The organism is Gemmatimonadaceae bacterium (assembly GCA_036504815.1).
Classification (GTDB): domain Bacteria; phylum Gemmatimonadota; class Gemmatimonadetes; order Gemmatimonadales; family Gemmatimonadaceae; genus PNKL01.
On the sequence record DASXUN010000030.1, the window covers coordinates 163,547 to 186,771 of the forward strand.

At 68.7% G+C, this 23,225-nt stretch carries 19 protein-coding genes; 2 read left to right on the forward strand and 17 right to left on the reverse strand.

Annotated features, from left to right (window positions below; all coding sequences use genetic code 11):
• Nucleotides 1-82: 82 nt before the first annotated feature.
• Nucleotides 83-1,180, reverse strand: a complete 1,098-nt coding sequence (locus VGJ96_14825) for a cysteine synthase family protein (protein HEY3288392.1) — start codon at nucleotides 1,178-1,180, stop codon at nucleotides 83-85.
• Nucleotides 1,181-1,426: 246 nt separating this feature from the next.
• On the opposite strand from VGJ96_14825, the gene VGJ96_14830 reads away from it, so the two are divergent.
• Nucleotides 1,427-2,608 carry a PDZ domain-containing protein gene (locus VGJ96_14830; protein HEY3288393.1) on the forward strand — a complete coding sequence of 394 codons (1,182 nt, stop codon included), beginning with the start codon at nucleotides 1,427-1,429 and terminating at the stop codon, nucleotides 2,606-2,608.
• A gap of 124 nt (nucleotides 2,609-2,732) precedes the next feature.
• On the opposite strand, the gene VGJ96_14835 is transcribed toward VGJ96_14830, so the two are convergent.
• The 3 genes from VGJ96_14835 to VGJ96_14845 all read right to left on the reverse strand — a co-directional run bounded on the left by VGJ96_14835 (nucleotide 2,733) and on the right by VGJ96_14845 (nucleotide 8,347).
• On the reverse strand, nucleotides 2,733-5,486 hold the full coding sequence (locus tag VGJ96_14835) for a M14 family zinc carboxypeptidase (GenBank protein HEY3288394.1): 2,754 nt from the start codon (nucleotides 5,484-5,486) through the stop codon (nucleotides 2,733-2,735).
• A 100-nt stretch (nucleotides 5,487-5,586) separates the two neighbouring features.
• The gene (locus VGJ96_14840; GenBank protein ID HEY3288395.1) at nucleotides 5,587-7,506 is read right to left on the reverse strand and encodes a potassium transporter Kup; all 1,920 of its coding nucleotides are present in this window, start codon (nucleotides 7,504-7,506) and stop codon (nucleotides 5,587-5,589) included.
• Nucleotides 7,507-7,753: 247 nt separating this feature from the next.
• Nucleotides 7,754-8,347: a PadR family transcriptional regulator gene (locus tag VGJ96_14845; GenBank protein HEY3288396.1), complete on the reverse strand. Its 594-nt coding sequence runs from the start codon at nucleotides 8,345-8,347 to the stop codon at nucleotides 7,754-7,756.
• A 305-nt stretch (nucleotides 8,348-8,652) separates the two neighbouring features.
• On the opposite strand from VGJ96_14845, the gene VGJ96_14850 reads away from it, so the two are divergent.
• Entirely contained in the window at nucleotides 8,653-9,354 is a 702-nt protein-coding gene (locus tag VGJ96_14850) for a TonB family protein (GenBank protein ID HEY3288397.1), read from the forward strand.
• Nucleotides 9,355-9,375: 21 nt separating this feature from the next.
• On the opposite strand, the gene VGJ96_14855 is transcribed toward VGJ96_14850, so the two are convergent.
• The 13 genes from VGJ96_14855 to VGJ96_14915 all read right to left on the reverse strand — a co-directional run bounded on the left by VGJ96_14855 (nucleotide 9,376) and on the right by VGJ96_14915 (nucleotide 23,176).
• On the reverse strand, nucleotides 9,376-10,599 hold the full coding sequence (locus VGJ96_14855; protein HEY3288398.1) for an ABC transporter permease: 1,224 nt from the start codon (nucleotides 10,597-10,599) through the stop codon (nucleotides 9,376-9,378).
• A gap of 3 nt (nucleotides 10,600-10,602) precedes the next feature.
• Entirely contained in the window at nucleotides 10,603-12,399 is a 1,797-nt protein-coding gene (locus VGJ96_14860) for an efflux RND transporter periplasmic adaptor subunit (GenBank protein HEY3288399.1), read from the reverse strand.
• A 35-nt stretch (nucleotides 12,400-12,434) separates the two neighbouring features.
• Nucleotides 12,435-13,739: a TolC family protein gene (locus tag VGJ96_14865; protein ID HEY3288400.1), complete on the reverse strand. Its 1,305-nt coding sequence runs from the start codon at nucleotides 13,737-13,739 to the stop codon at nucleotides 12,435-12,437.
• A 3-nt stretch (nucleotides 13,740-13,742) separates the two neighbouring features.
• On the reverse strand, nucleotides 13,743-14,108 hold the full coding sequence (locus VGJ96_14870) for a hypothetical protein (protein HEY3288401.1): 366 nt from the start codon (nucleotides 14,106-14,108) through the stop codon (nucleotides 13,743-13,745).
• A gap of 28 nt (nucleotides 14,109-14,136) precedes the next feature.
• On the reverse strand, nucleotides 14,137-14,517 hold the full coding sequence (locus VGJ96_14875; GenBank protein ID HEY3288402.1) for a hypothetical protein: 381 nt from the start codon (nucleotides 14,515-14,517) through the stop codon (nucleotides 14,137-14,139).
• A complete protein-coding gene (locus tag VGJ96_14880) occupies nucleotides 14,514-15,125 on the reverse strand; it encodes a sigma-70 family RNA polymerase sigma factor (protein HEY3288403.1) in 612 nt (203 codons plus the stop codon). Before VGJ96_14880 ends, VGJ96_14875 begins: the two co-directional genes overlap by 4 nt.
• Nucleotides 15,126-15,195: 70 nt before the next feature.
• The gene (locus VGJ96_14885) at nucleotides 15,196-15,771 is read right to left on the reverse strand and encodes an HDIG domain-containing protein (protein HEY3288404.1); all 576 of its coding nucleotides are present in this window, start codon (nucleotides 15,769-15,771) and stop codon (nucleotides 15,196-15,198) included.
• Between the two features lie 155 nt (nucleotides 15,772-15,926).
• A complete protein-coding gene (locus tag VGJ96_14890) occupies nucleotides 15,927-19,712 on the reverse strand; it encodes a carboxypeptidase regulatory-like domain-containing protein (GenBank protein ID HEY3288405.1) in 3,786 nt (1,261 codons plus the stop codon).
• 89 nt (nucleotides 19,713-19,801) lie between these two features.
• Entirely contained in the window at nucleotides 19,802-20,317 is a 516-nt protein-coding gene (locus VGJ96_14895) for a hypothetical protein (GenBank protein HEY3288406.1), read from the reverse strand.
• Nucleotides 20,314-20,703 (reverse strand): hypothetical protein, encoded by a 390-nt coding sequence (locus VGJ96_14900; GenBank protein ID HEY3288407.1) that lies wholly within the window; start codon nucleotides 20,701-20,703, stop codon nucleotides 20,314-20,316. Before VGJ96_14900 ends, VGJ96_14895 begins: the two co-directional genes overlap by 4 nt.
• Nucleotides 20,700-21,278 (reverse strand): sigma-70 family RNA polymerase sigma factor, encoded by a 579-nt coding sequence (locus tag VGJ96_14905; protein HEY3288408.1) that lies wholly within the window; start codon nucleotides 21,276-21,278, stop codon nucleotides 20,700-20,702. Before VGJ96_14905 ends, VGJ96_14900 begins: the two co-directional genes overlap by 4 nt.
• A 73-nt stretch (nucleotides 21,279-21,351) precedes the next feature.
• Nucleotides 21,352-21,495, reverse strand: a complete 144-nt coding sequence (locus tag VGJ96_14910; protein ID HEY3288409.1) for a hypothetical protein — start codon at nucleotides 21,493-21,495, stop codon at nucleotides 21,352-21,354.
• Nucleotides 21,496-21,610: 115 nt separating this feature from the next.
• Nucleotides 21,611-23,176 (reverse strand): DHA2 family efflux MFS transporter permease subunit, encoded by a 1,566-nt coding sequence (locus VGJ96_14915; protein ID HEY3288410.1) that lies wholly within the window; start codon nucleotides 23,174-23,176, stop codon nucleotides 21,611-21,613.
• Nucleotides 23,177-23,225 lie beyond the last annotated feature (49 nt).

Below are 23,225 nucleotides of genomic sequence, written 5' to 3' on the forward strand. Positions count from 1 at the left end.
CGGCGTGCAAGCTCACGCGGTCGGCCGTGTAGTATCCGCCATCAGCCCTCTGCCATCCGCCATCACTTGCTCTTACGCCGATCTATCCCCGCCCCAAGTGCACTGGCGCCCCGTCCGGATCCGTCGGGTCAAAGCACGCGTCGCACATCCGGTTGAGCGCGCGGAAGCCACGCAGCTTGACGTCGGTCGACAGGAACCCGTCCTTCACGGGCTCCTCCTGCATCAGGCCGGTGCTCAGGTACTTCTTGTTGTCGTCGCAGAGTACCGTCACCACCGTCGCGTCGCCGCCCAGTTCGTCCTGCACCTGCAGCGCGGCGAGCAGGTTGCAGCCGCTCGAAATGCCGACGCCGATGCCGAGCTCCGCGGCGAGGCGCTGGGCCATGATGATGGAGTCCCCGTCGTCGATGGCGACCACCGTGTCGAGCTCGTCGAGCTTGACGATGGCGGGGATGAACTCGTCGCTGATCCCCTGGATGCGGTGCTTGCCGACCTTGAAGCCCGTGCTCATCGTCGGCGAGTTGGCCGGCTCGACGGGGAAGAGCCGGATCGCGGGGGCGCGCTCGCGCAGGAAGCGGCCGGTTCCCATGATCGTGCCGCCGGTGCCGACGCCCGCGACGAACGCATCGGGAACGAGTCCGCGCGCCCGGATCTGCGCCCAGATCTCCGGGCCCGTGGAGAGTTCGTGCGCCGCGCAGTTCTCGTCATTGGCGAACTGGCGCGGGAGGAAGGCGCCCGGGGTCGCCGCCGCCAGTTCCTCCGAGAGCCGGATCGAACCCAGAAAGCCGCCCTCGGCGTGCGAGACGAGCCGCACGGTGGCGCCGAACGAGCGGATGAGCTGCTTGCGTTCCTCGCTCATCCAGTCGGGCATGAAGATGGTCACCGGATGGCCCAGCGCACGGCCAATTGCGCTGAACGCGATCCCCGTGTTGCCGCTCGTGGCCTCGATGATCATCCCGCCCGGATGCAGCGCCCCGGTCTCGTAGCCCTTCCGGAGAATGTGAAAGGCCATCCGGTCCTTGATCGAGCCGGTGAAGTTGAGCTGCTCGGCCTTGGCGTAAATGCGCCGCCGATGCCCGCGGAACTCGCAGTCGATGGCATACATCGGCGTGTTGCCGACGAGGTTGCGCAGTCCCCTGACACGGTCGAGGACGGGCTGGATCGGGTCGATCTGGACGGACACGAGCGGGCTCCGGAGGTTCGGGCAAGGCGCCAAGGGGCGCCCTCAAAAGGTCAGCGCCCGGCCTACGGGACGCAGTCAGAGAAAGTCGGCGGGACTGTAGGATAATTCACGGCTTGTCGGGGCGTAGTGTTGAACGGCGGCACCCGCGCGGCAGCGACCGGACCTGATGCCGAGGAAACCCTCCCAGCGGCCCCGGTGACAATTCGGGTGGACGATCGAGCACACCTGATTCACACCGAGGCTTCCATGCGCCGTACCCTCCTGTTTCTGAGTTCCCTCCTGCTTGCGGCGCCTTTGCCGGCGCAGCAGGACGTGCGCGTCACCACCAAGAGCGACCGCGATGCGGTGCAGGTCGCACGCAGTGAAGCACGCAGTGACGCACGCAGTGAGCGCGCGATGATTGGCGTGTCCACGTCATCCGGCAGCAAGCGCGATACGCTTGGCGTCCTGGTCTCGTCGGTCACCGAAGGCGGACCGGCGGAGAAGGCCGGACTGGGCGAGGGCGATCGCATCCAGGCCATCAACGGCGTGTCGCTGCGCGTGAATCGCGAGGACGCCGGTGATGACGAGATGGGCGGCATCATGCAGCGCCGCCTCACGCGCGAGCTCGGCAAGGCCAAGGTCGGCGACGAAGTCACGCTGCAGGTCTGGCACGACGGCGTCAGCAAGACGTACAAGGTGAAGACCGTCGCCGCCGACGACCTCTACAAGCCGGCCAAGGCCGTGGTGAGCCGCGAGGAGCGCGCCGTGATCGGGCTCGGCTTCGGCCTGACCGGCAGCAAGCGCGACACGGCCGGCGTCTTCGTGAACTCCGTCACGGAGGACGGCCCGGCGGAGAAGGCCGGCATCGTGGAGGGCGACCGGATTGCCGCGATCAACGGCGTCTCGCTCAAGCTGTCGAAGGATGACCTCGACGACATGTGGGTCGCGAACTCCCGGATCAACCGCCTGTCGCGCGAGGTGGCCAAGGCGAAGGCCGGGGACGTCGTGGAACTGACCGTGGTGTCGGGCGGACGTGCGCGCGCGGTGAAGGTGACGACGGTCAAGGCGTCGGCGCTCAAGAAGGACGGCGCGCCGGGGTTCATGTACTTCCGCTCGCCGGATGGGGCGATGGCACCGATGGCGCCGATGGCCTTCACCTTCCCGGCGCCGCCGAAGACCCCGGCGCCGCCGCGTGCCCCGTTGATCCGGCACTACGATGATGCAGGCACCGACGCGGCAGTGCGCATGCATCTCGAGGCGGCGCGCCAGGAGATGCAGCACGTGATGGAAACCGAGATGCCGCGCGTCCGCGAGCAGATTGAGCGCGTCATGAAGACCGAGATGCCGCGCGTGCGGCTGGAGACGCAGAAGGCGCTGGATGAGGCGCGCCAGGAGCTGCAGGCGGCGCGGGTGAACCTGCGGGGATCGCGAATCGTTAGAATCTGAAGACGACAGAGTACGACAGAGTACGACAGAGTACGACAGAGTACGACAGAGTGCGGCAGCGAAGGCCAACGCGCCTTGCTGCCGCACTCTGTCGTACTCTGTCGTATTCTGTCGTATTCCGTCCTTAGAGTGACGGTCCCAGCAACACCGCGTTCATCACCACGCGATCGAGCGCGCGCCACCAGCCGCGGAAGAGCGGATCGTTGGCGAAGAGCACCAGGTGGCCGCGCCCGACTTTCTCCTCGACGAGCAGCGCGGTCCCCTTGAGCAGGCGTTCGGTGTTGTCGGGGAAGGTGAAGCCGGCGCGCTTGAGCGGTCCGGTCAGCGGGAAGACCGCCACGTTTGATCCATCCTTCGACAGCTTCACGAAGGCGTCCCCGTCCACGAGCACCGTCGTGCGCTGCTTCTCGACGCCGAGCGTGAGCCAGTGCGTCAGGTCGAAGACCGCGTCGAAGTGCGCGCCCGGAACGGGCTGCGGGAGGTTGGCGTTGGCCCCGGGGCTCTTGATGGCGAGCAGCGAGTCGGTGGGCGCCACCGGCGGGTCGTCCGACTTCTTCCCCTTGCCGGTGTCGTCGGCGGCGAGAATGCGCGCCGTCGTGAGGCCCACGTCCTCGCGGGCGGCCCACGACGAGGCGCGTCCCATCGTGATCAGCGTGCCGCCGCGTTCGATCCAGGTCTTGAGGGCGGCGCCCTTGCCGAGCGAACCGACGCCACCGTCAGGGATGATGATCACGTTGAACGGCGACAGGTCACCGCCCAGTGACGACAGGGCGACCGGCGTGAACTTGATGCCGTACCGCTGCTCGAGGCTCCACCAGACCGAGCCATACGCGCCAAGCCCGATGCCCTGATCGGCGACGACGGCGATCTTCGGCTCCTGCACGGCGACCGTGCTTCCCGAGCCGGTGCCGAACTGCGCCGTCTCGGGGAAGGCGGTGTTGACGCCGCTCACCTCCACGCCCGCCGCCGTCGCGAGCGCGTCGATGCGCGCCGCAAGCGTGGCGTCGTTGCGCGACACGCGGGCCACCCAGGTGCCGCGCGGCCAGTCGACCTTGCCGGTCTGGATGGGGAGGCTGGCGATGGCGAGCTTGTAGCCCTCCTGCAGCAACTGGCCCGCGAGGCGAGACGCGCCCGCGCGGTCATTGCGCCACAGATATGCCGACTTGGCGCCGGCGCCGTCGACGATGCCGCCCTTCACGGCGAACGGCAGCACCTCGCCATTGACGCGCGGGGCCGGTTCGCCCGGCAGCGATAGCTTGTCGCCGCTGAATGGCGCCGCGTCCTCGGTCCACCACGCCTCGACGCCAAACGCCACCGGCAGCGCCCACGCGGTGATGTCGTAGAACTCGTACCCCTCGCCGTCGGCATTCTTGCCGCGGTTCAGGTTGCGCCGGAAGTAGTCGAGCTGGGTCTTGGCGAAGACCGGATCGAGCGCGGGGTCGGGCTCGAGCACCGCCTTGGCGAGCCGGCCGTGCGGTTGCGCGAGGTCGACGACCAGCGACCCGGCGGGGAAGGTGCGCGACGCCACCCCGTCATCGGCGTACGCATGCGCCTTGGCGCTCGTGAGCGGCTGCGCGAGCCGATGCACCTCGACGCCGGCACGCAGCAGCGCCGACGCCAGCTCGCCGGCGCGCGCGGGATCGTTCCCCGGCGCGAAGACGACGCGCTTCATCACCTGCGACCGGCCGTCGGCGATCGCCGACTGACGGAAGGCGAGATAGTCGCGCACGCGCTCCCGCGCGCGCGCCGCCGTGGTCTCGAACGTGGCGACCGCGGCGGTATAGTGCTTGGCGATGCCGTCGCGCAGCGACAGGAGCGTGCCGTCCTCGCGCCGCTTGAGCAGGGCGGGGCCGCCATCGGTCTCGTACGTGGCGCCGGTGGCGCCGGTCAGCGACGGCCAGGTGTCGTAGTAGCCCGGGTAGTACAAGTCGAACTGATCGCGCACGTAGTAGAGCCAGCCGAACTCGTCGAAGGCGCGCGCATTGCCCTGGCCGACCGCTTCATTCCACTTGTTGGGCCAGCCGCTGATGTTCGTGTTGATGGGACGCGAAGCGGGGGCCATGTAGTACTGCGCCGTGTAGCCGTGCAGGTCGGCCGTCACCATCGGGTGCCAGCGCAGCATCCCGCCCACGATGTTGCGCACCTCCTGTTGCGTGGTCGCAATCAGGTCGCGGTTCATGTCGAACCGATAGTGGTTGTACCGGCCGCTGATCGTCCACGGCTGCCCGCGCTGCTGCTCGAGCGCCATGCGCTCGGGGCTGCCGACCGCGATGGAGTTCGACCAGACCGAGAAACGCTCGTGGCCGTCGGGATTCGAGGACGGGTTGATGATGACGATCGCGTCCTTGAGCAGGGCGAGCGTCCGGGGATCCTCGGTGGCGGCGAAGTGATACAGCAACGCCATCGACGCCTCGAAGCCCGGCACCTCGTCGCCGTGCACCGAGCCGCTGAACCAGACGACCGCCGGCGTGCGGGCGGCCACGGCGTCGAGATCGGCGGCGCTGGCGCCGCGCGGATCGGCGATCCGATTGAGGTCGGCGCGAATCTGGTCGAGCTTCGCGATGTTCTCGGGCGACGACACGATGAAGAGGCGCATCGTGCGCTTCTCGCTCGTGCGCCCGATCTCCTCCACGCGCACGCGATCCCCCGCCGCCCTGGCGATGGCGAGGAGGACGCGCTCCTGCGCCGCATACTGCGTGTGCCACGTGCCGATGCCGTACCCGAGCAGGTCATCGGGCTTCGGCACCGCGGCGCGGTACGGCCCCTTGGCGTAGAACGAGAACCTGGCGTCGTCGCGCAGCGAGTCGACGGGCGTCCGCTGCGCCGCGAGCGGCAGCGCGGCGCACAGGGCGAGAGCGGCGAAGAGCAGTCGGCGCATGGCGGTGCGGGCTGGGGAAAAGAAGTCCCCGAAATTGCACCCCGGGCGCAGGAGACGCCACTCGGCGCCTCGCGCCCGGCCGGCGCTGCCGCGCCGCCCACTAGAACTCGATCTGCGTTCCGAGTTCGACCACGCGGTTGGGCGGCAGCTGGAAGAAGGCCGCAGCCGACAGCGCGTTGCGGGTCATGAACGCGAAGAGATTCTTGCGCCAGAGACTCATGGTCATGCCGCCTTCCTTCCACGCCTTCTGCCGCGGAATCAGGAGCTCGCGCCCGAGATAGTACGACGTCTCCATCGGCCGGGCCTTGATGCCGTACTGTCGCAGGAGACCGAGGATCTCGGTGACGTCCGGCGTCTCCATGAACCCGTACACGGCCATCGCGCGCACGAAGCCGTGCTCCAGCGTCTCGACCGTCAGGCGCTCGTCGCGGCGCAGCTCGGGGATCTCCGCCGTGGTGATCGAGAGCAGGATCACGCGTTCGTGCAGCACCTTGTTGTGCTTGAGGTGGTGGAGCAGCACGACGGGCGTGCCCTTGGGCTCGGACGTCATGAAGATCGCGGTGCCGGGCACGCGCGGGATCCGGCCCGTGGACAGGCTCTTCAGGAAGGCATCCAGCGGCATCGTGATCTCCTGCAGCCGCTCGCGCAGGATCAGGCGACCGCGCTTCCAGGTGGTCATCAGCGTGAAGAGCGCAATGGCCAGCGCCACGGGAACCCAGCCGCCATGCTCGATCTTGATGGCGTTGGCGCCGAGGAAGCTCACGTCCACCGCGAGGAAGAGCAGCGTCAGCGACGCCACGCGCCAGACCGGCCAATTCCAGCGCCGCGAGGCGATGACGAAGAACAGCAGCGTGGTCACGGTCATCGTGCCCGTGACCGCGATGCCGTACGCCGCGCCCAGCGCGCTCGACGAGCGGAAGCCCAGCACCACCAGCACGGTGCCCACGCCGAGCGCGATGTTGACTTCCGGCACGAAGATCTGCCCGAACTCCCGCGCCGACGTATGCACGATGGACATGCGCGGACTATACCCCAGCTGGATGCACTGCTGCGTCAGCGAGAACGCGCCGGAGATGAGCGCCTGCGAGGCAATGATGGTGGCCAGCGTCGCCAGGCCGACCATCGGCAGGAGCAGGTACGATGGCGCCAGGTTGTAGAACGGATTTTCCACGGCTTCCGGGGTGCCGAGCACCAGCGACCCCTGGCCGAAGTAGTTGAGCAGCAGCGCCGGGAAGACCATCCAGAACCAGGCGGTCCGAATGGGCTTCTTGCCGAAGTGGCCCATGTCCGCGTACAGCGCCTCGGCGCCGGTGACCGCCAGCACCACGGCGCCCAGCACGGTTACCGCGTGCAGGTCGTGCTGGCGAAAGAACCGGATGGCCCAGATGGGATTGATCGCGGACAGGATCTCGGCGTCGCGCAGGATCTGCGTGAGCCCGAGTCCGCCGATCGCGACGAACCAGAAGGCCATGAGCGGCCCGAACGCCGAGCCCACGCGCGTAGTGCCATGCCGCTGCACCGCGAAGAGGCCGACGATGATCACGACGGTGATCGGCACCACCATCGAGGCCATGTTCTGGTTGTGGACGGTCAGTCCTTCGATGGCGGAAAGGACCGAGATCGCCGGCGTGATCACGCCATCGCCGTACAGGAGGGCGGCGCCGAAGAGTCCCAGGCCGATGAGCACGACGCGACCACGGCGATACTCGGAGTCCTTCTTCAGGATGAGCGCGAGCATCGCGACGATGCCGCCCTCGCCCCGATTGTCCGCGCGCATGATGAAGACGATGTACTTGAAGCTGACGACCAGAATCAGCGACCACAGGATCAGCGACAGGACGCCGTAGACGTTCTCGGCAGTCGGGGTCAGGCCGTATTCCGGCTTGAAGCACTCCTTGAGTGCGTACAGGGGACTGGTGCCAATGTCGCCGAAGACGACGCCGAGCGCGGTCAGGGTCAGGAAGGCGAGTCGCTTGCCCTTCGGATGCTCCTCGACGTGCGGACGCTCTTGGTGGGGCACCGGGAACTGTGCCGTCGCGCCGTTCAGCGTGGCGCCAGAGGGGTCGGGTGACCCGGATGCGTCGGGCGCGGGGGTGGGGCTGCTTGAATCAGCCGGCATATATTCGCGGGGCACTGCCCCTGAGAGATCGCGTTGTCACGGGCGGACAATCGCCGCCCCATGCAAAACGGGCCGCGCACATTGCGCGACCCGTTGTAACATATGGCGCACGCCGCTGGCGTCCAGCGGCCCGGCGGCGACCGGCGCGCTACGGACGCGTCGCCAACGCGTTGATGGCCGTGGCGGCATCCGTGAGCACCTTGGCCACGCCCTGCAGGAACTCGTGATCGTCGAGGCGATGCGACGCCTGCGAGTAGGTGGCGCGGGCCAGGCGGCCGAACGAACGGTTCAACTCCTGCATGGCGTCGCTGGTGAGTCCGGCGCCCGTCCGCTTGATGCGCGAGAAGATGTCGTCCACCGTGCTCCGATGCTCCAGGAGGTGCTGACGCCCCGCCTCGGTGATCTCGTACACGCGCTTGCCCCCCTCGTCCGGCGTGGACTGCGCGAAGCCCATTTCTTCCAGTAGTGTCAGCGTCGGATACACGGTGCCGGCGCTCGGCTGGTACACCCCCCCCGACCGCTCCTCAATGGCCTTGATGATGTCGTAGCCGTGACGCGGACGCTCCTCGAGCATCGAAAGAATCACGAGCTTGAGGTCGCCGTGCCCGAAGTAGCGGCCGCCGCGAAACGGCCCACCGCGAAGATGGCCGCCCATGCGGCCGATGAAGCTGGAGAACTCGGCGTCGAGGCCGCTCCAGCCGCGGCCGGCCCCGCGCTGTTCACCGTTGTTGTAGAAGAACATGAGAACCTCCCGTTTGACCGGTCAGGCTGACCCGCAGCGGGCCAGCTGCTGACAAATCGATATGTCTAAGATATATCTACGATATATCGAAATGCAAGTGTCTGGTGGCCTCGGAGGGATGGTGCGGGACTGGGCTTCTGGTCGCGGGTCGCGGATGCCTTCGCCGAATCGTCACGGAGGGAGTTCTCGTAGAGTCAGTATGGATGGCGCGAAACCGAAACCGGTCGCGCTATCTGTGCGCACCGGCGTTGTTGTCGACGAGTCACGCCGCCTCGCAATATTCGTCAGGAATTCTCGGAGTCCCCGTGTTCGACCTGCTTCAGCATCCACCGCGCAGCCCCGAGCGCCTTCCGCTAGGTGCGGGCGTGAGCCTAGCCGTGCATGCGGCGCTCGCGCTGTCGTTCGTGGGTGCTGGAGGCGACGCGCTGCTACAGCGACCGGCGCCGATCACGGAATCGGTCATTGAGTCGGCCATCAAGTACCTGCTGCCGCCCGATCGGCCCGGGAGCCCGGGCGACGCGGTGCCGGTCAAGTGGTCGGCGACGCGCGGCGGTCTTCCGGAGCCTGCCGCGCCCGATGTCTACACGGAGCGCAAGGACCAGACGGGGACGACGACACCCGAAACGAAGGACAACGCCGCGCTCGAACCACTGGCCGAGGCGGCCGCGGCGCAGAACGCCTTCACGCTGCTCGGCGTGGACAGCGCCGCCGTCCGGGACCCGACGAGCGCGGTGCCCGCGTATCCGACCCTGCTCGAGAAGCAGGGTATCGAGGGTGTCGCCGTCGTGCGGTTTGTCGTGGACACCACGGGCCGCGCCGATCTGTCCACGTTCCGCGTGGTCGAGACGAACCACTCGCTCTTTGCCGCGGCGGTGCGTGACGCCCTGCCGGGGATGAAGTTTCATCCGGCGACGGTGGGGCCCAACAAGGTGCGGCAGATGGTCGAGCTTCCGTTCGGTTTCAAGATCGTCCGGCGCGGCGACGCTGCGCGCCGGCCGGACGACTGATCGCGCTCGCGGTTTTCGCCGCTACTCGTAGCGCAACGCCACGATGGGATCCATGATCGCCGCGCGGCGCGCGGGATAGACGCCAAAGACCACGCCGACGGCGGCCGAGAAGCCGAACGCGAGCGCGACCGCGGTGGACCCGACTTCCGTGGTCCAGCCCATCAGCTTGGTGAACGCGGCGGCACCGCCCGTCCCGACGAGAATGCCGATGGCGCCGCCGACGAGGCAGAGCACGACGGCCTCGACGAGGAACTGGAACATGATGTTGATCTTCGTGGCGCCCAGCGCCTTGCGAATGCCGATCTCGCGCGTGCGCTCGGTGACCGACACGAGCATAATGTTCATGATCCCGATGCCGCCGACGATCAGCGAAACGGTCGCGATGCCGGCGAGGAGCAGCGAGAAGACCTGCGTCGTCTCGCCCAGCGTATTCAGGAAGTCGGCCTGCGAGCGGATGTTGAAATCGTCTTCCTTGCCGGCGCGCAGGCGGTGCTCGCGGCGCAGGATCTTCTGGATTTCCGCCATCGTCTCGGGAATGTCGTCTTCCGAGGGCGACAGCACGCTCACCGAGCGCACGCGGTTCTGTCCGAGCACGCGGTACCGCGCGGTGGTGATGGGAATCAGGACCTGGTCATCGGGGTTGTTGAACGGCGACGCCTGGCCCTTCGACTTGTAGACGCCGATCACCGTGAACTGGATGCCGCGAATGCGCACCGTCTCGCCGACGAGCGCCTCGGGCGTCTGCAGGCCGAGGTTCTCGACGACGGTCGGCCCCACGATAGCCAGGCGCTGACGCGAATTGTCCTCGGCCGTCGTGAAGAACCGGCCGGCGGCCAGCTCGTACTTGCGGACGTGCGGGAAGTTCGACGTGACGCCAACGATCTGCGTATTCGTGTTCTTGTTGAGGTACTGCACCTGCAGGCTGCCCGACATCTCGGGCTGCACGGCGAGGATCTTGGTGCCGAGGTTCTCGAGCGCTTTCGCATCCTCGAGCGTGAGGCGCGCGCTGCCGAAGCCGGTGCGCACGCCGCCCATGCCGAAGGCCTGACCCGGGCTCACCGTGAGCAGCGTCGTGCCGAGCGCCGAGATGCGGTCGTTGACCGCCTTCTGCGCGCCGCGGCCGAGTGCAACGACCGCGATGACGGCGGCCACGCCGATCACGATGCCGAGCATGGTGAGCAGGGAGCGCAGCTTGTTGGCCCGCAGCGCGCCCAGCGCGACCATGATGGTCTCACCAAAGAGCATGCGTCAGTTCCTCGGGCGCGTGGCGCCGCCGCCGGCCGGCGCCGCGGCCGACGGCGGGCCGCCACCGCCCGGGCCACCGCGAGCGCCGCCCGTGGCGCCGCCCAGCGGGCTGCCGCCGCCCATCATCTGGCGGGCGCGGTCATTGGCGGCTTGGCGCTGGGCCTGCATCGCGGCGGCCGACAGCAGCGCCACGCGCTCGCCTTCCTTGAGGCCGTCGAGCACCTCGGTGTAATCGAAGTTCGCGACGCCGAGGCGAACCATGCGCGGCTCCCACGTGGAGTCGGCCTTCTGCACGAAGACGAGCCCGGTGCGCGTGCGCTGCCGCATCCCTGGCGCCTGCGGCACTTCCACCGCGCGCGCCGCCTGATCGCCACGCGCGGACGGCGCGACGCCGGCCGATGAACCACCGGTGCGGCCGCCGCCACTCATGCCACCGCCCATCCCGCCACCATTGCCGCCCTCACGGCGGCGGCAGGCGCCGGCGACGCGGGCGTCCACGCCGAGCTTCGTGTAGAGCTCCTGCGTCTGCGTGAACAGCGCGCGGCGATCGGCATCCGGGTTGCGCATCTGCTCGCGGAGCGCGTCGAGCTGCTTGGCCACGGCCGGCTGCTTCTTGAGCGCGTCGCTCACCTTCTTGCAGTCGGCGTCGGTGACTTCCACCGGCTGGAAACCGCCGCCGCCCTGCCGATCGAAACCCTGCGGCAGGAGCTCGACTTCGCCGTTGCTCATCTGCGAACGGCCGCCCTGCCCGCTGCGGCCGCCGCGGTTGCCGCCGCCACTGGCGCCACCGCTGCTGCCACCGTTGCCGCCGCGGAACATGCTCCCCATGCTGGCGCGCAGCTGGGCGCTGACGCTGTCGGGGTTGAGGTTGAGCAGCGGGGCGATGGTCTGCACTTCGCGCATGTTGCGCACGGCGTCGTTCGGAATGGCGAGCACGCTCGTGCGGCGATCGACGAGCACCGACGCCTCGCCGTTCATGCCGGGCTTGAGCAGCCCCTCTTCATTGGTGAGCGAGACGAGGACGGGGAACATGGTGACGTTCTGCTGCACCACCGCCTGCGGCTCCACCTTCTCGACCTTGCCGCGGAACGGATGATCCGGGAAGGCGTCCACGGTGACCGTCGCCTCCTGTCCCGCGACGATCTGCCCGATGTCCGTCTCGTTGACGAGCGCGCGGGCGCGCACGCGCGACAGGTCGGCCATCTTGAGGATGGTCGAGCCGCCGCCGACCGACGACGTGCCGGCCTGAATCACCTGGCCGAGCGAGACCGTCTTTTCGATCACCGTCCCCTCGACCGGCGCGCGCACCGTGGCGTCCTCGAGGCGCTGCTGCGCGAGGTCGAGCGAGGTCCTGGCGCGCACGAAGCTGGCCTGCGAGTTGGCGAAGTCGAGATTGGCCGTCTCGTTTTCCTGCGCCGTGATGATGCGCTGCTTGAACAGGTCGTCGGAGCGCTTCTTCTGCGCCGTCGAGGTGTTCAGCTTGGCCTGCGCGGCCTCGAAGTCGGCCTGCGCCTGGTTGGCGGCGTTGGTCAGGTCGCGCGTGTCGATCTGGACAATCAGGTCGCCCGGCTTCACGTACGAGCCGACCTCGACCGTCATCTTGGTGATCTGCCCCGACGCGGTCTTGGACTTCACCTCGACGACCTGGATGGGCTCGATGATCGCGGTGGCCGTGGCGTCGACGACGATGTCGCGGCGCGTGACCGGCGCCGTCTGGATGGCGACCGGCTTCTCGGTCTTCTTGCCGCAGGCGGTGAACGTCGCCAGGACGGCGAACGCGAGGAGGAATCGGCGGTTCACGAGGGGCTCCGAGTGGAACGTCGGTCCGTGTCTGGTCACTTGAGGTCCCGGCCAACGAGGGCTTCGACCTGCGCCTTGGCGATGCGCGCGTCATAGCGCGCCTGGATGAGCGAGGCGCGCGCCTGGTCGAGCGTGGTCTGGGAGGTCAGCAGGTCGAGCAGCACGGAGGCGCCGAGGTTGTAGCGCTGCTGCTGCACGCGGAGATCCTCTTCCGCCGCGGCGACGCTGGCGAGCTGGATGGCCACGCGCTCCTCGGCGGTGCGGAAAGCGCCGAGGTACTGCACCAGCGACTGCTGCTGGGCGAGCTTCGCGTCCCGCAGCGACGCGATGGCATTCTCTTCGGCAACCGTCGTGCGCGTGAGGTTCTCCTCGCGGCTCAGGTTGTTGAAGAGCGGAAAGTTGAGCGAGAAGCGCAGGCTGTTCTGCTTGGGAATGCGGCCGCTGCCCCAGTCGAACGTCTCGGAGGTATTGTTGCCGCTGAGGCTGTACGACGACGTGATGGTGGGCATGTATGGCGTGCGGGCCGCCTTCCTCGCGGCGCGGGCCGCGAGGAGCGCCGACTCGGCCTGCCGCACCGAGGGACCGTCCATCGCCAGGGAGGTGAGCTGCACGCTGTCAATCGCGATGCGCCCCATCTCGGCGGTGTCGGCCGGCGTCGCCGTCACGATATCGGCCGCCCCGACGAGCCGGGTGAGGCCGGCGTTGGCGACGCGGAGATTGTTCTGCGCGGTCAGCAGGGCGAGGCGGGCGTTGCCCACCTGGATGGCCGAGCGCAGCGAATCGCTCTTGGTGGCGATCCCGGCGCGGACCTTGGCGGTGGACGACTTGAGCTGTTCCTGCGCCTGCTCGAGCTGCCGGTTGGCCGCGGACTCGCTCTCGCGCGCCGCGAGCACGGCGAAGTACTGCTGCTTCACCTGCAACGCGATGTTGAAGCGCTGCGAGGTTTCGCCGGCGTCCGCCGCGTCCACGTTGGCCTGCGCGGCCTTCACGTTGAACCAGCGCCGGCCACCGTCGAAAAGCTCGAGGTTGGTGGACAGGCCGCGCGAGAATGACCATGGCACGCCGCTGTACGGCACGAGCTTGCCCTGAAAGAACGTCTCGCCGCCCTGCCGGGAGCCGGAACCCGACACCGAGAGCGACGGGAGGTACTGCGCGTACGCGGTGCGCACCGCGGCCGCGCTCGTGCGGAGCGCATTGCGGGCCGACACGGCGGCCGGCGCGTTGCGCTGCGCTTCACGCACCGCCTCGTCGAGGGCGATGGCGCGCGCGCCTCCGCCCGCGGGCTGCTGGGCGACGAGCGCGAACGGCACCGCGAGGAACAAGATGGAAAACCGCTTCATGTCCTATTTCTTCTCCTGCGCGCGGGCCTTCTGGTCCCGCTGCATCTGTTCATACACGCGGAGCTGTGCCGGCGTGAGGAGCGCCGAGATCCGGCCGCGGGCTTCGGCCCGAACAGAGTCCAATCGCGGACGAATCGGGACCACCAGTACCGACTCCGCCCGGAAACGCGCGTCGAGAATGCTGTCCACGGCGGCGCGCTGCGACGCCGTCAAGCTGAGGTCCTTGGCGAAGCGGTCCCGCATTTCGCGCACCGATGCCCGGGTGGCGATGGGGGGACGAAGCATGCGGTCGGCGGCGACGCCAATGGCGACGCCGGCTACGGCCGCACCGAGATAAAACGCCAGGGCCAGTCCTTTGGTTCTCGTCATGTGGCCTGCCGGGGGCGGAGCCCTGAGGCTACCGCCCGTTGATGTAGTTGAGCGTCGCCTGCCGTTCCGTCTGGGCGTCGCGAATGGCGATGGTGGGACCGCCGTTCGACGGTCCGAGGACGTTGTCGTACGCCATCTGGCGCTGCTCGGCGCGCGAGCGCAGGACGAGCGAGCCCGCCACGATGAGGGCGAAGCCGGCTGCAATTAGGCCGAGGCGCGCCCACTGCGTGGGCACGGACCACCAGGCGTCGAGCGACTCGCCGCCGGCAATGCGGTCCATGATGCGCTGTTCGAGCGCGCTCCAGTAGCCGGGCGCGTCCGGCGCGGTGTAGAGCTGGCGCAAGGCGTGCGTGAGTTCCGCGTCGGCGTCATCGGGAACGAGGCGCAGCGGGGTGTGGTCGAAGGTCATTGTGGACTCCGGAGCTGATCGAGCAGGCGTCGCAGCGCCGACCGGGCGTAATGCAGGTCGGAGCGCGCCGTCCCCTCGGGAATGCCGAGCAGTTTGCCAATCTCGGAATGCTTGAACCCCTCGACGTCATGCAGGATGATCACGGCACGCTGGCGCTCGGGGAGCTCGGCGAGCGCGGCCTGCAGGCGCAGGCGCAACTCGTCGCTCTCGGCCGGGTCGCGAAACGGCGAGGCAATCGTCTCGGGCAGGTCGTCGGCGTCGCGCACCTTGCGGCGTCGCGTGATGTCCAGCGACGCGTTGGCAACGATGCGGTGCAGCCAGGCACCAAACGCCTGGTCGGGGAGGAAGCGATGCAGGGCGCGATAGGCGTGCAGGAAGGCGTCCTGCACCGCGTCCTCGGCGTCCTCGTGCGTCGTCACGATGGCCCGCGCGACCGCGTAGGCGCGCCGCTGGTGGCGGCGCACCAGCTCCGAGAAGGCCTCGAGCTCGCCGCGCTGCGCGGAAAGTACGAGGGCCTTCTCGTCGTCGGGGCGGTCAGGCGCCGTCACGCGTCGGCTGATGCGGCCGGGGAGCGCAACGGACACCGGACGCAGGGCAATGGCGGTCATCGCGTCTCGTCACAAGGTGCATTCCATAGACGGATGATGAAGGGGAAACGTTGAGGGGGCCCGGTGCATCTTAGACCCCCGCCAGCCCGAGAGCGGTTGCATTGCCCTTGAGCGCCTCCACCACGAACGCAATGTGCGCCTCGAGCTCGACGCCGAGCTCGGCGGCGCCCATCGTGATGTCCTCGCGGGAAACACCGCGCGCGAACGCCTTGTCCTTCATCTTCTTGCGCACCGACGACGCTTCCAGGTCGAGGATGCTCTTGCTCGGGCGCACGTAGGTGGCGGCGGTGATGAGCCCGCACAACTCGTCCACGGCGAACAGCGTCCTGGCCATCGGCGACTCGCGGGGCGTGTGCGTGTAGTCGGCGTGTCCCATGATGGCCGTGCAGATCTCCTCCGAGACGCCGAGGGTGCGCAGGTGGCGGACGCCGTGGGACGGATGTTCCTCGGTCGCCGAGTGCGCGTCGTTGGGAAAACGTTCGTAGTCGAAGTCGTGCAGCAGGCCCGCCAGGGCCCAGGCTTCTTCATCGGCGCCGAACTTCCGCGCGTACGCGCGCATCGCCGTCTCGACAGCGAGCATGTGCTTGCGAAGCGATTCACTCTGCGTCCATTCGCAGACGAGGGACCAGGCGGCTTGGCGATCCATTGGGAGAGAGGGGTGCGGGGTGCGGGGGTGGTGCAGGGTGCAGGGAACAGGGTGTGGTGCGGGGTACGGAGTGCGGGGGGTGGTGCGGGGTGCAGGGTACAGGGGGTGAATTGTACCCCCGTGTGCGGGTGGGGAGAACAACCGCCACGGCGAGGCTAGCGCGGAGGGACGCGCCGGCCGCCCGAGGAGCCCGTACCACCTGTGCCGCCGCCGGTGCCGGTTGGCGCCTCCGGCCGACGTCCGCCGGCGCCGCCCCCTGGGCGCAGCGTGGGATTCTTCACCGATTCCGGCACCTCGGCCCACTGCTCCGCCGTCAGGGTCCTTTGAATGGACTTGGTCGCTTCGACGTAGCTGTTGCGCGCCTCCTGGAGCAGCGGCTGGAGCTTGGGGAAGAGCGTCTGCAGGTCGCCGCCGCCCTTCGCCTCCTTCTGCATCTGCGCCTCAAGCCGCTTGGTGACCGCCGCCGTCCTGTCGCTGAGCGAATCGCCGATAGCCTTGAGCGCCTCCACCTGGGGTGAGGTCAGCTTCAGCGTCTCGCGCAGATCGAGAATCGGACGGATCGGATCGGGGGCCAGCCGCCGCGCGAGTGTGCGCACGTCGAGGCCCGGCCGGCGGTTGGCGCCGGCGTTGAGCATTCCCTCGAGCAACTGGCGCTGGCGGTCCACGCCGACCTGCAGGCGTGCCGTGAGCGAAACCTGGAATGGATTGCGCAGCGCCGAGCGTGAGAGGGCATTGCTCCCGAACCGCTCGTTGACGACGTAGCGGAACGCGTTGGCCGACGGGTCGAAGCCGCGCACGTACAGCAGCGTGTTGTCCGCAAAGGTGGGCTGACCCCAGCCGCGCAGATGGTCGGCGCCGTGCAGCAGCTGGTCGAGTCCGGCGAGCGGGTTCACCAGCCCCACCTGCAATTGCAGGCGGCGGCCGATCGTCGGGCCGAGCCGCGGGCGGAGGTTGAGCTGCAGGTCGAGCGACGTGTACCACGGCGTCCGGCAGCTGTTGCGATCTGCAATGCGTCCCAGTTGCGCGCGCAGGCAGTCACGCGCGGAGCCCGGCGCCGCGGCGAGCAGTCGCTGCATGCCATTGGAGACGGCGGAGTCGACGGCCGTTCCGGGATCAAAGACGAAGGCGCGGTCGTTGCGCGAGCCATCCCCGTTGATGTCGCCGCCGACACGCGGCGTGTACGGCTGGCCCGACTGCACGCGCAGCACGCCGGTGATGTCGAGCCACGGGCGCGCCAGCCAGGTGAGCGATCCGTTGAGACCATGCCGGCGTTCCAGGTCGCTGGTCGTGGCGAGCAGGATGTTGGGATCGCCGGCCGTGGTGGGCGACGCGAATCCGCCCTGCGCGCTGCCGCCGGAGAAGCTCGACTGATCGGTGGACCGCGTGAAGGTGTACGAAAGGTTCCAGATGAGTTGCCGGAACGAGTTGCCGTTCAGCGACGTGGTGACCTGCGTGGTATGCGACGCGAGCGGCGAGGCCACCCGCAGCACGTAGCCGTACTCGGGATGGATGCGTGAGGCGGCCAGCGTGGTGACGCCGGTGCGAGGGATGATCGTTGCGGCCGGCACGAAGACCGGGCGATTGCCCTCGCGCGCCAGCCGGAACCGCGGCGTCTCCGACAGGTTCAGGTCGGTGACGCCATACAGGCTGGTGCCAAGCGAGTACGACGCGTCGACGCTCGCGTTGTAGCGCTGCCGGAAGCGCTTCGACAGCCCGAGCGACCCGCGAACGGAACGAGGCGTGGCGAAGTCCGGGGCGAAGGTGGTGACATTCGGCCGCGTGCGACTCAGCGGCACGCCGGGTCCGGAGCCGTCCGCGCACGTCATCGGAATGGTCGAGAAGTCGCGCAGGTAGGCACTCCAGTCGGGCGTCGGGACCGCGCTCCCGACGCAGACGAGCTGGGTCTCGCCGCCCGGCATGCCGGTGGCGTCGATCGCTGACGAGAAGAGTTGCGTTGGCGCACGGCCTCGGAACTCGCCGATGCCGCCGCGCACGATCCACGGCTGCGGCACTTGCGGCGTCGGAGCGTTGGGCACGGCGCCGCCGAGCAGTCCTGCGAGACCGCCCATGGCGCCGCCGGGACGTCCGGTGCGCCGTCCGGTATCTGGAGACAGTCCGAGCGTCAGCGTGAAGCCGATGCGCGGGCTGACGCGCACATCGGCGGGAATGCGATCGGTGCGCAGGTCGAACTTGGCGTCGATGTCCGGATTGTAGGCGGGCTGGCCATCGATGGCGCTCCCCTCACCACGCAGTCCATAGGTGAGTTGAAAGGCGCGATTCGGCCGCCAGATGTCACCGACGTAGATGGCCGCGCTGACCGCGCCGCCCGAACGCTGCGCCGGGGCGAACGACCGGCTGAATTGACTCGGCCGGTTGGCATCGAAATCCGCGAGCGACAGAAACTGAAAATTCCCCGACCGATTGGAGCCCGCCGTCGTGCGGAAGCCCGAGCGATCGAGGAGCCCGCCCAGCTTCCAGCGGTGCTTGCCGCCACCGGAGAGCCACGAGAGTTCGTCCGTGACCTCAAGCTGGTTCGACGCATTGTCGTTGGGCAGCGCGCTGTTGCCGCCAAAATCGAGGCCGCTGATCGCCACCTGGCCGTTCGACAGCGTGCTGCCGACCAGCACGCGTCCTTCGGGAAGGCGGAGATACGGATTGGCGCCCCGCGTCTCGAGGCTGTACGAACCCTTGAACTCGTTCAGGAACTGGCCGACGACCGACGAGAGCGAGACGAGCCCACCGACACCGCTCTCCTTCTGCTCCCCGGCGTGCGTGGGCACGCTCTGCGCGGAGCTGCGGAAGCCATCGAGCATCGTCCCCGACATATTGGCGCGCACCGAGAGGGAGTGCGCCTCCGAGAGTTGCTGGTCGACGCGCAGGATGCCGGTGGCGTTGTCGTTGACGCGATCGTCGGGGACGAGCGCGTTGCGCAGCGGCAGGCCGTAGCGGGTGAGCAGCGACAGGAAGCGCGCCGCCGAGTCGGGCTGCACGTTGAGCGCTTCAAGCGTCTGCGTGCCGGCGCCCATCAACGACTGCAGGGCATCGAGGCGACGACGCAGCTGGAAGCCGGCGAACCAGAAGGTGCGGTCGCGCGCGATGGGCCCGCCCACGCCGCCACTCACCTGATGCTGCGTGTAGGCGCCGCTGTACGAAGTCGAGTTGTCACCCGTGGCGAACTCGAGCTCCGGGTCGCGCAGGGCGTAGGCGAGCGATCCGGAAACGTCATTGGTGCCGCCTCGTGTGGTGGACGCCACCTGGCCGCCGGTGAACCGGCCGCGGGCGATGTCGTACGTGCTCGTGATGACGCGCGTGGATCGCACCGCCTCGGCGGGCACCGATCCGCCAAATGACAAACCGTCCAGCGTGACGAGATTCTGGTCGGCGCGCTGTCCGGCCACGGAAAAGCCGGCCGCGGTGGAGTCGGTGCCGCTCTGCCCCAGCACGCCCGGAGAGAGCGCGGCGATGGCATTCACATCGGACGCGTCGATGGGAAGGCGCAGCAGCTGCTCGCCGGTCAGGGCGCGTTCGGTGCTGCCGGGCGTCGGTTGGTTGTCGTTGGAACGCGGCGTCTGCCGGGCGCTGACGGTGACGGTGCTCAGAACCGTCGGCGACAGGCGAAAGTCGGCAACGAGGCGGTCCTCATCGGAGAGGCGGATAAGGCTCACCGTTGCCGGCTGCAGCCCGATGGCGCGCGCCGTCACGTGGTACATCCCGCCGCCGTCAGGGAAGAGCAGCGTGTACTGTCCCTTCTCGTTGGTCGTGCGCACTCGCGTGACGCCCGTCTCCACCGACGTCACCTCGATGCGCGCATTCGCCACCGGAAGGTTCTCGGCGTTGCGCACCGAGCCCGTGATGATGTCGGTGGTCGCGCCAACCTGCCCGGCCGCGACATGCGGTACGAGCAGCAGGAGCAGCGACGGCAGGACGATGCGAAGGTTCATCAACGGAAGCATGCCACGCGGTAGGCGCGCGCGTTGGATGGAAGGCAGGGGGACACGCCGTCGGACGCGCGGGGCGCGACGGCGTCAGCTCACGGCCGCACGGCCGGCGGGCGTGGCCAGTCACCGGGACCGCGGTTCGACGGAGCGCCGTCCGGGTAGCGCCGGCGCCGCTCGGCCTCGCGCTTGGCGCGCGCCGCGTCGAGCACCGTGCGCTGCGCCGGCGTGAGGATGCTGTCCATCGAGCGCTTCGTCTGCGCCATCAGCGAGTCGATGGCCGGCTGCGTGGACTTCCGGATCTCGCGGAAGCCGCGCATCTGGCGTTCGATCAGCGTGTCGATGCGCACGGCCTGCGCCTCGGTGAGCTTCAACTCGGCGGGCAGCATGGCACTCGGGCGGCGCGGGGTTCCGCGTCGCTCGCCGCGCCAAGTACCGGCCCGTTCGGCCCAGGCGCGCGGACGAAGCACCGTGCGCTCGAGCGCCACGCCGCCAATCAACCCGGCGAGGGCGACGATCAGCAGCACGCCGACAGCCAACAGGCGCGTCGCCCGCGGCGGCGGTGCAAGCGGCGTCTCTTCCGCCGCGTCGAACGAGGTCTTGTCGGTCATCGATCCACCGCCATCGCAATGAGGAACTCCGTCGAATCGGGGCCGAGGACGGCGTCGGTGACTGCCGTGCGCGAGCCGCCGGCGACCGCGCCCCGCAGGTCGGCAGCGGCCGCCTGCGCGGCGAAGTCCGCCTCGGTGCGCACCGACCGGTTCAAGATGACCGCGGCGATCAGTGCCGCGGCGATGCCGATCGGCACGGCCGCGCGACCGTAGCGCGCCACCCATCCATACCACGGCGTCTCGACACGACGCATCCGGCGGAAGCGAGCGGCGACCGCGATGCGCTCACGGAGCCGCTCCTCACGCAGCAGCGCGCCAAGCACGGGATCGGGCGCGGGATCCCGCGCCAGGAACTCGTCGGTTGGGTCGAACAGGTCGTTGTTCATGTCATCCCCTCGTCCCGCAGCGGTGCCAGCGATGCGCGCAGGCTCTTCTTGGCCTGATGCAGGTGCCACCGCACATTCTCGGGCGTCAGGCCGAGGTGTTCGGCAATCTCGGCGCCCTTCCATCCTTCCACTTCGAATAGCATCACGATCTCGCGCTGCCGCGGCGTGAGGGCCGCCAGCGCCGCGTCGAACCGTTCCCGCACCTCCGTCCGCACCATCTCTTCGTCGGGCTGGGCGTCGGGCGATGCGGCATCGAACGGTTCGGGTTCGGTGTATCGCACGCGCCGGGCGCGCAGCTGATTGATGCCCAGGTTGCGCAGCAGCGTGAAGAACCATGGCCCGAACGGCCGGCCGGGGTCGAGCAGCGGGAGGCGGTCGAGCGCGCGCAGGAAGGCGTCCTGCACGAGATCTTCCGCATCACTGCGATCCCCCAGCAGCCGTTCAGCGGTTGCGAGCGCGCCCGGGAGATGGCGACGGACGAGCGCGTCGAACGCCGCCGGGTCGCCGCGCCGTGCGCGGGCGACCAACGCCGATTCGTGGGCGTCGGAGGCCGGCTCGCGGGTGGGCTCTCGCATCCAATTCCTCAAACACGCAACCGGGCGCGGTCGTTAGCCGCGCCCGGTGCCGGGGAGAATCCCACGAAGGTCATCACGCAGCCGGCGGCCGTCCGCCGCCTCGTCGGCCGCCGACGTCACCGGCACGCTCACCGCGGCTGTTGACGCTGCGCTGCGCGCCGGCGATCGCGGGGAGCGCGGCGAGGGTGATTGCGAACAGGGTGTGGTGGATGCGCACGTGGCCGCTCCGTTGGGGCCGCATTGAGGGTACGACTCTAGAATGCCAACCGCCGATCCAACGCGCGAGGGGGCGCGAGCGCTGATCGACGCGGTGCGTGCGCCCCGGGCGCGCCCTAGTGCCCGCCGTCGCGTATCACCAATCCGCGCGGGCGCCCGTTGTGCCAGAACAGCATCAGCGGAAGCGAGGCCATCAGCACGAAGCCGCTGATCCAGTAGATGCGCGAGAAGGCGAGCACGCTCGCCTGCACGCCGACCGTGCGGTCCATGATGGCGAGCGCCTGCTGGTGCGCCACCGACAGGCTCGCTCCCTTGGCGGTCAGCGCGTGCGTCATCGCCTCCATCCGGGCCTGGACATCGGGCGCCGTCGCCACGAGATGGTCGGCGAGCAGCGCCTTCTTGGCCTTGGTGATGTGACTCAGCAGCGTCGCCATCACGGCGATGCCGATGGATCCGCCGAGCTGCCGCGTGAGGTTGAACAGCCCCGTGCCGTTCGCCATGTCGCGCGGCGCGAGTTCGGCGAGCGCGATGGAGTTGAGCGGGATGAACATCATCCCCATCGCCACGCCGCGCAGGATCAGGGGCCAGAACAGGTCGTGCGCGCCGCTGTCGAACGACAGGAACGCGAGCTGGTACATGCAGACCCCGAAGAGCGATCCGCCGACTAGGATGATCGGACGCCCATCGGGGAGCATGCGCAGCCGACGCCCCATCACCGCCATCGTCACCGCCGACGCAATCGCGCCGGGAAGGATCACGAGGCCGGTCTGGTTGGCGGTGAGGCCGTGCAGGCTCTGCAGGAAGATGGGAAGGACGAAAACCGAACCGAACAACGCGAAGCCAAGCACGGCCCCCATCAGCACGCCGGTGGCGAGCTGCCGGTTCGTCAGCAGGTGAAAGTTGATGACTGGCTCGTCGGTGCGCAGTTCATGCCAGACGAGCCAGATGAACGAACCGGCAGATACGACCGCCAGCGTCGTCACGAAGCCCGAGTCGAACCAGTCGTAGCGCTCGCCGCGCTCGAGCATCCACTGCAGCGACCCGATAGCCACGGTGAGCAGTCCGATGCCCAGCCAGTCCACCTTCTCGGCGCGCTCCTGGTGCTCGGAGTCGGTGACGTACGTCCAGACGAGCGCGGCGGCGAACAGGCCGAGCGGCAGGTTGATGTAGAAGATCCAGGGCCAGTTCCAGTTGTCGACGATGAAACCGCCCAGCGTCGGGCCCAGCGTGGGCCCGACCATGATGCCGATGCCGAAGATTGCCTGGCCGATGCCCACTTCGTGGGGAGGGAACGCCTCCCACAGCGTGGACTGCGCCGTGGAGAGCAGCGCCCCGCCGCCGATGCCCTGCACGACGCGCCAGAAGACGAGCCCCCAGAGCGATGTGGCGGCGCCGCAGAAGAATGACGCCGCCACGAACAGGAGAATCGAGAACGTGAGGTACCGGCGACGCCCGAAGTACGCCGACAGCCACGCGGACATCGGGATCACAATAACGTTGGCAATGATGTACCCGACGCTCACCCACGAGATCTCGTCGAGCGTGGCGCCGAGATTCCCCATCATGTGGGGAATGGCGACGTTCACGATGGACGTGTCGATGAGCTCGAGCACCGCCGCCATGGTGACGGCGGCGGCGATCAGGTACTTGTGCTGGTACTTGTCGGGGGGCGAGGGTTGCACGAGTTCGAGACGGGAGACGGAAGACGGGAGACGGAAGACAGACGCGTGC

What these genes read in the sequence shown, in the direction of transcription:
- VGJ96_14830 (HEY3288393.1), top strand. Translation starts at nt 1,427, where the DNA reads ATGCGCCGTACCCTCCTGTTTCTGAGTTCCCTCCTGCTTGCGGCGCCT.
- VGJ96_14835 (HEY3288394.1), bottom strand. Translation starts at nt 5,486, where the DNA reads ATGCGCCGACTGCTCTTCGCCGCTCTCGCCCTGTGCGCCGCGCTGCCG.
- VGJ96_14845 (HEY3288396.1), bottom strand. Translation starts at nt 8,347, where the DNA reads ATGTTCTTCTACAACAACGGTGAACAGCGCGGGGCCGGCCGCGGCTGG.
- VGJ96_14855 (HEY3288398.1), bottom strand. Translation starts at nt 10,599, where the DNA reads ATGCTCTTTGGTGAGACCATCATGGTCGCGCTGGGCGCGCTGCGGGCC.
- VGJ96_14865 (HEY3288400.1), bottom strand. Translation starts at nt 13,739, where the DNA reads ATGAAGCGGTTTTCCATCTTGTTCCTCGCGGTGCCGTTCGCGCTCGTC.
- VGJ96_14870 (HEY3288401.1), bottom strand. Translation starts at nt 14,108, where the DNA reads ATGACGAGAACCAAAGGACTGGCCCTGGCGTTTTATCTCGGTGCGGCC.
- VGJ96_14875 (HEY3288402.1), bottom strand. Translation starts at nt 14,517, where the DNA reads ATGACCTTCGACCACACCCCGCTGCGCCTCGTTCCCGATGACGCCGAC.
- VGJ96_14880 (HEY3288403.1), bottom strand. Translation starts at nt 15,125, where the DNA reads ATGACCGCCATTGCCCTGCGTCCGGTGTCCGTTGCGCTCCCCGGCCGC.
- VGJ96_14885 (HEY3288404.1), bottom strand. Translation starts at nt 15,771, where the DNA reads ATGGATCGCCAAGCCGCCTGGTCCCTCGTCTGCGAATGGACGCAGAGT.
- VGJ96_14890 (HEY3288405.1), bottom strand. Translation starts at nt 19,712, where the DNA reads ATGAACCTTCGCATCGTCCTGCCGTCGCTGCTCCTGCTGCTCGTACCG.
- VGJ96_14895 (HEY3288406.1), bottom strand. Translation starts at nt 20,317, where the DNA reads ATGACCGACAAGACCTCGTTCGACGCGGCGGAAGAGACGCCGCTTGCA.
- VGJ96_14900 (HEY3288407.1), bottom strand. Translation starts at nt 20,703, where the DNA reads ATGAACAACGACCTGTTCGACCCAACCGACGAGTTCCTGGCGCGGGAT.
- VGJ96_14905 (HEY3288408.1), bottom strand. Translation starts at nt 21,278, where the DNA reads ATGCGAGAGCCCACCCGCGAGCCGGCCTCCGACGCCCACGAATCGGCG.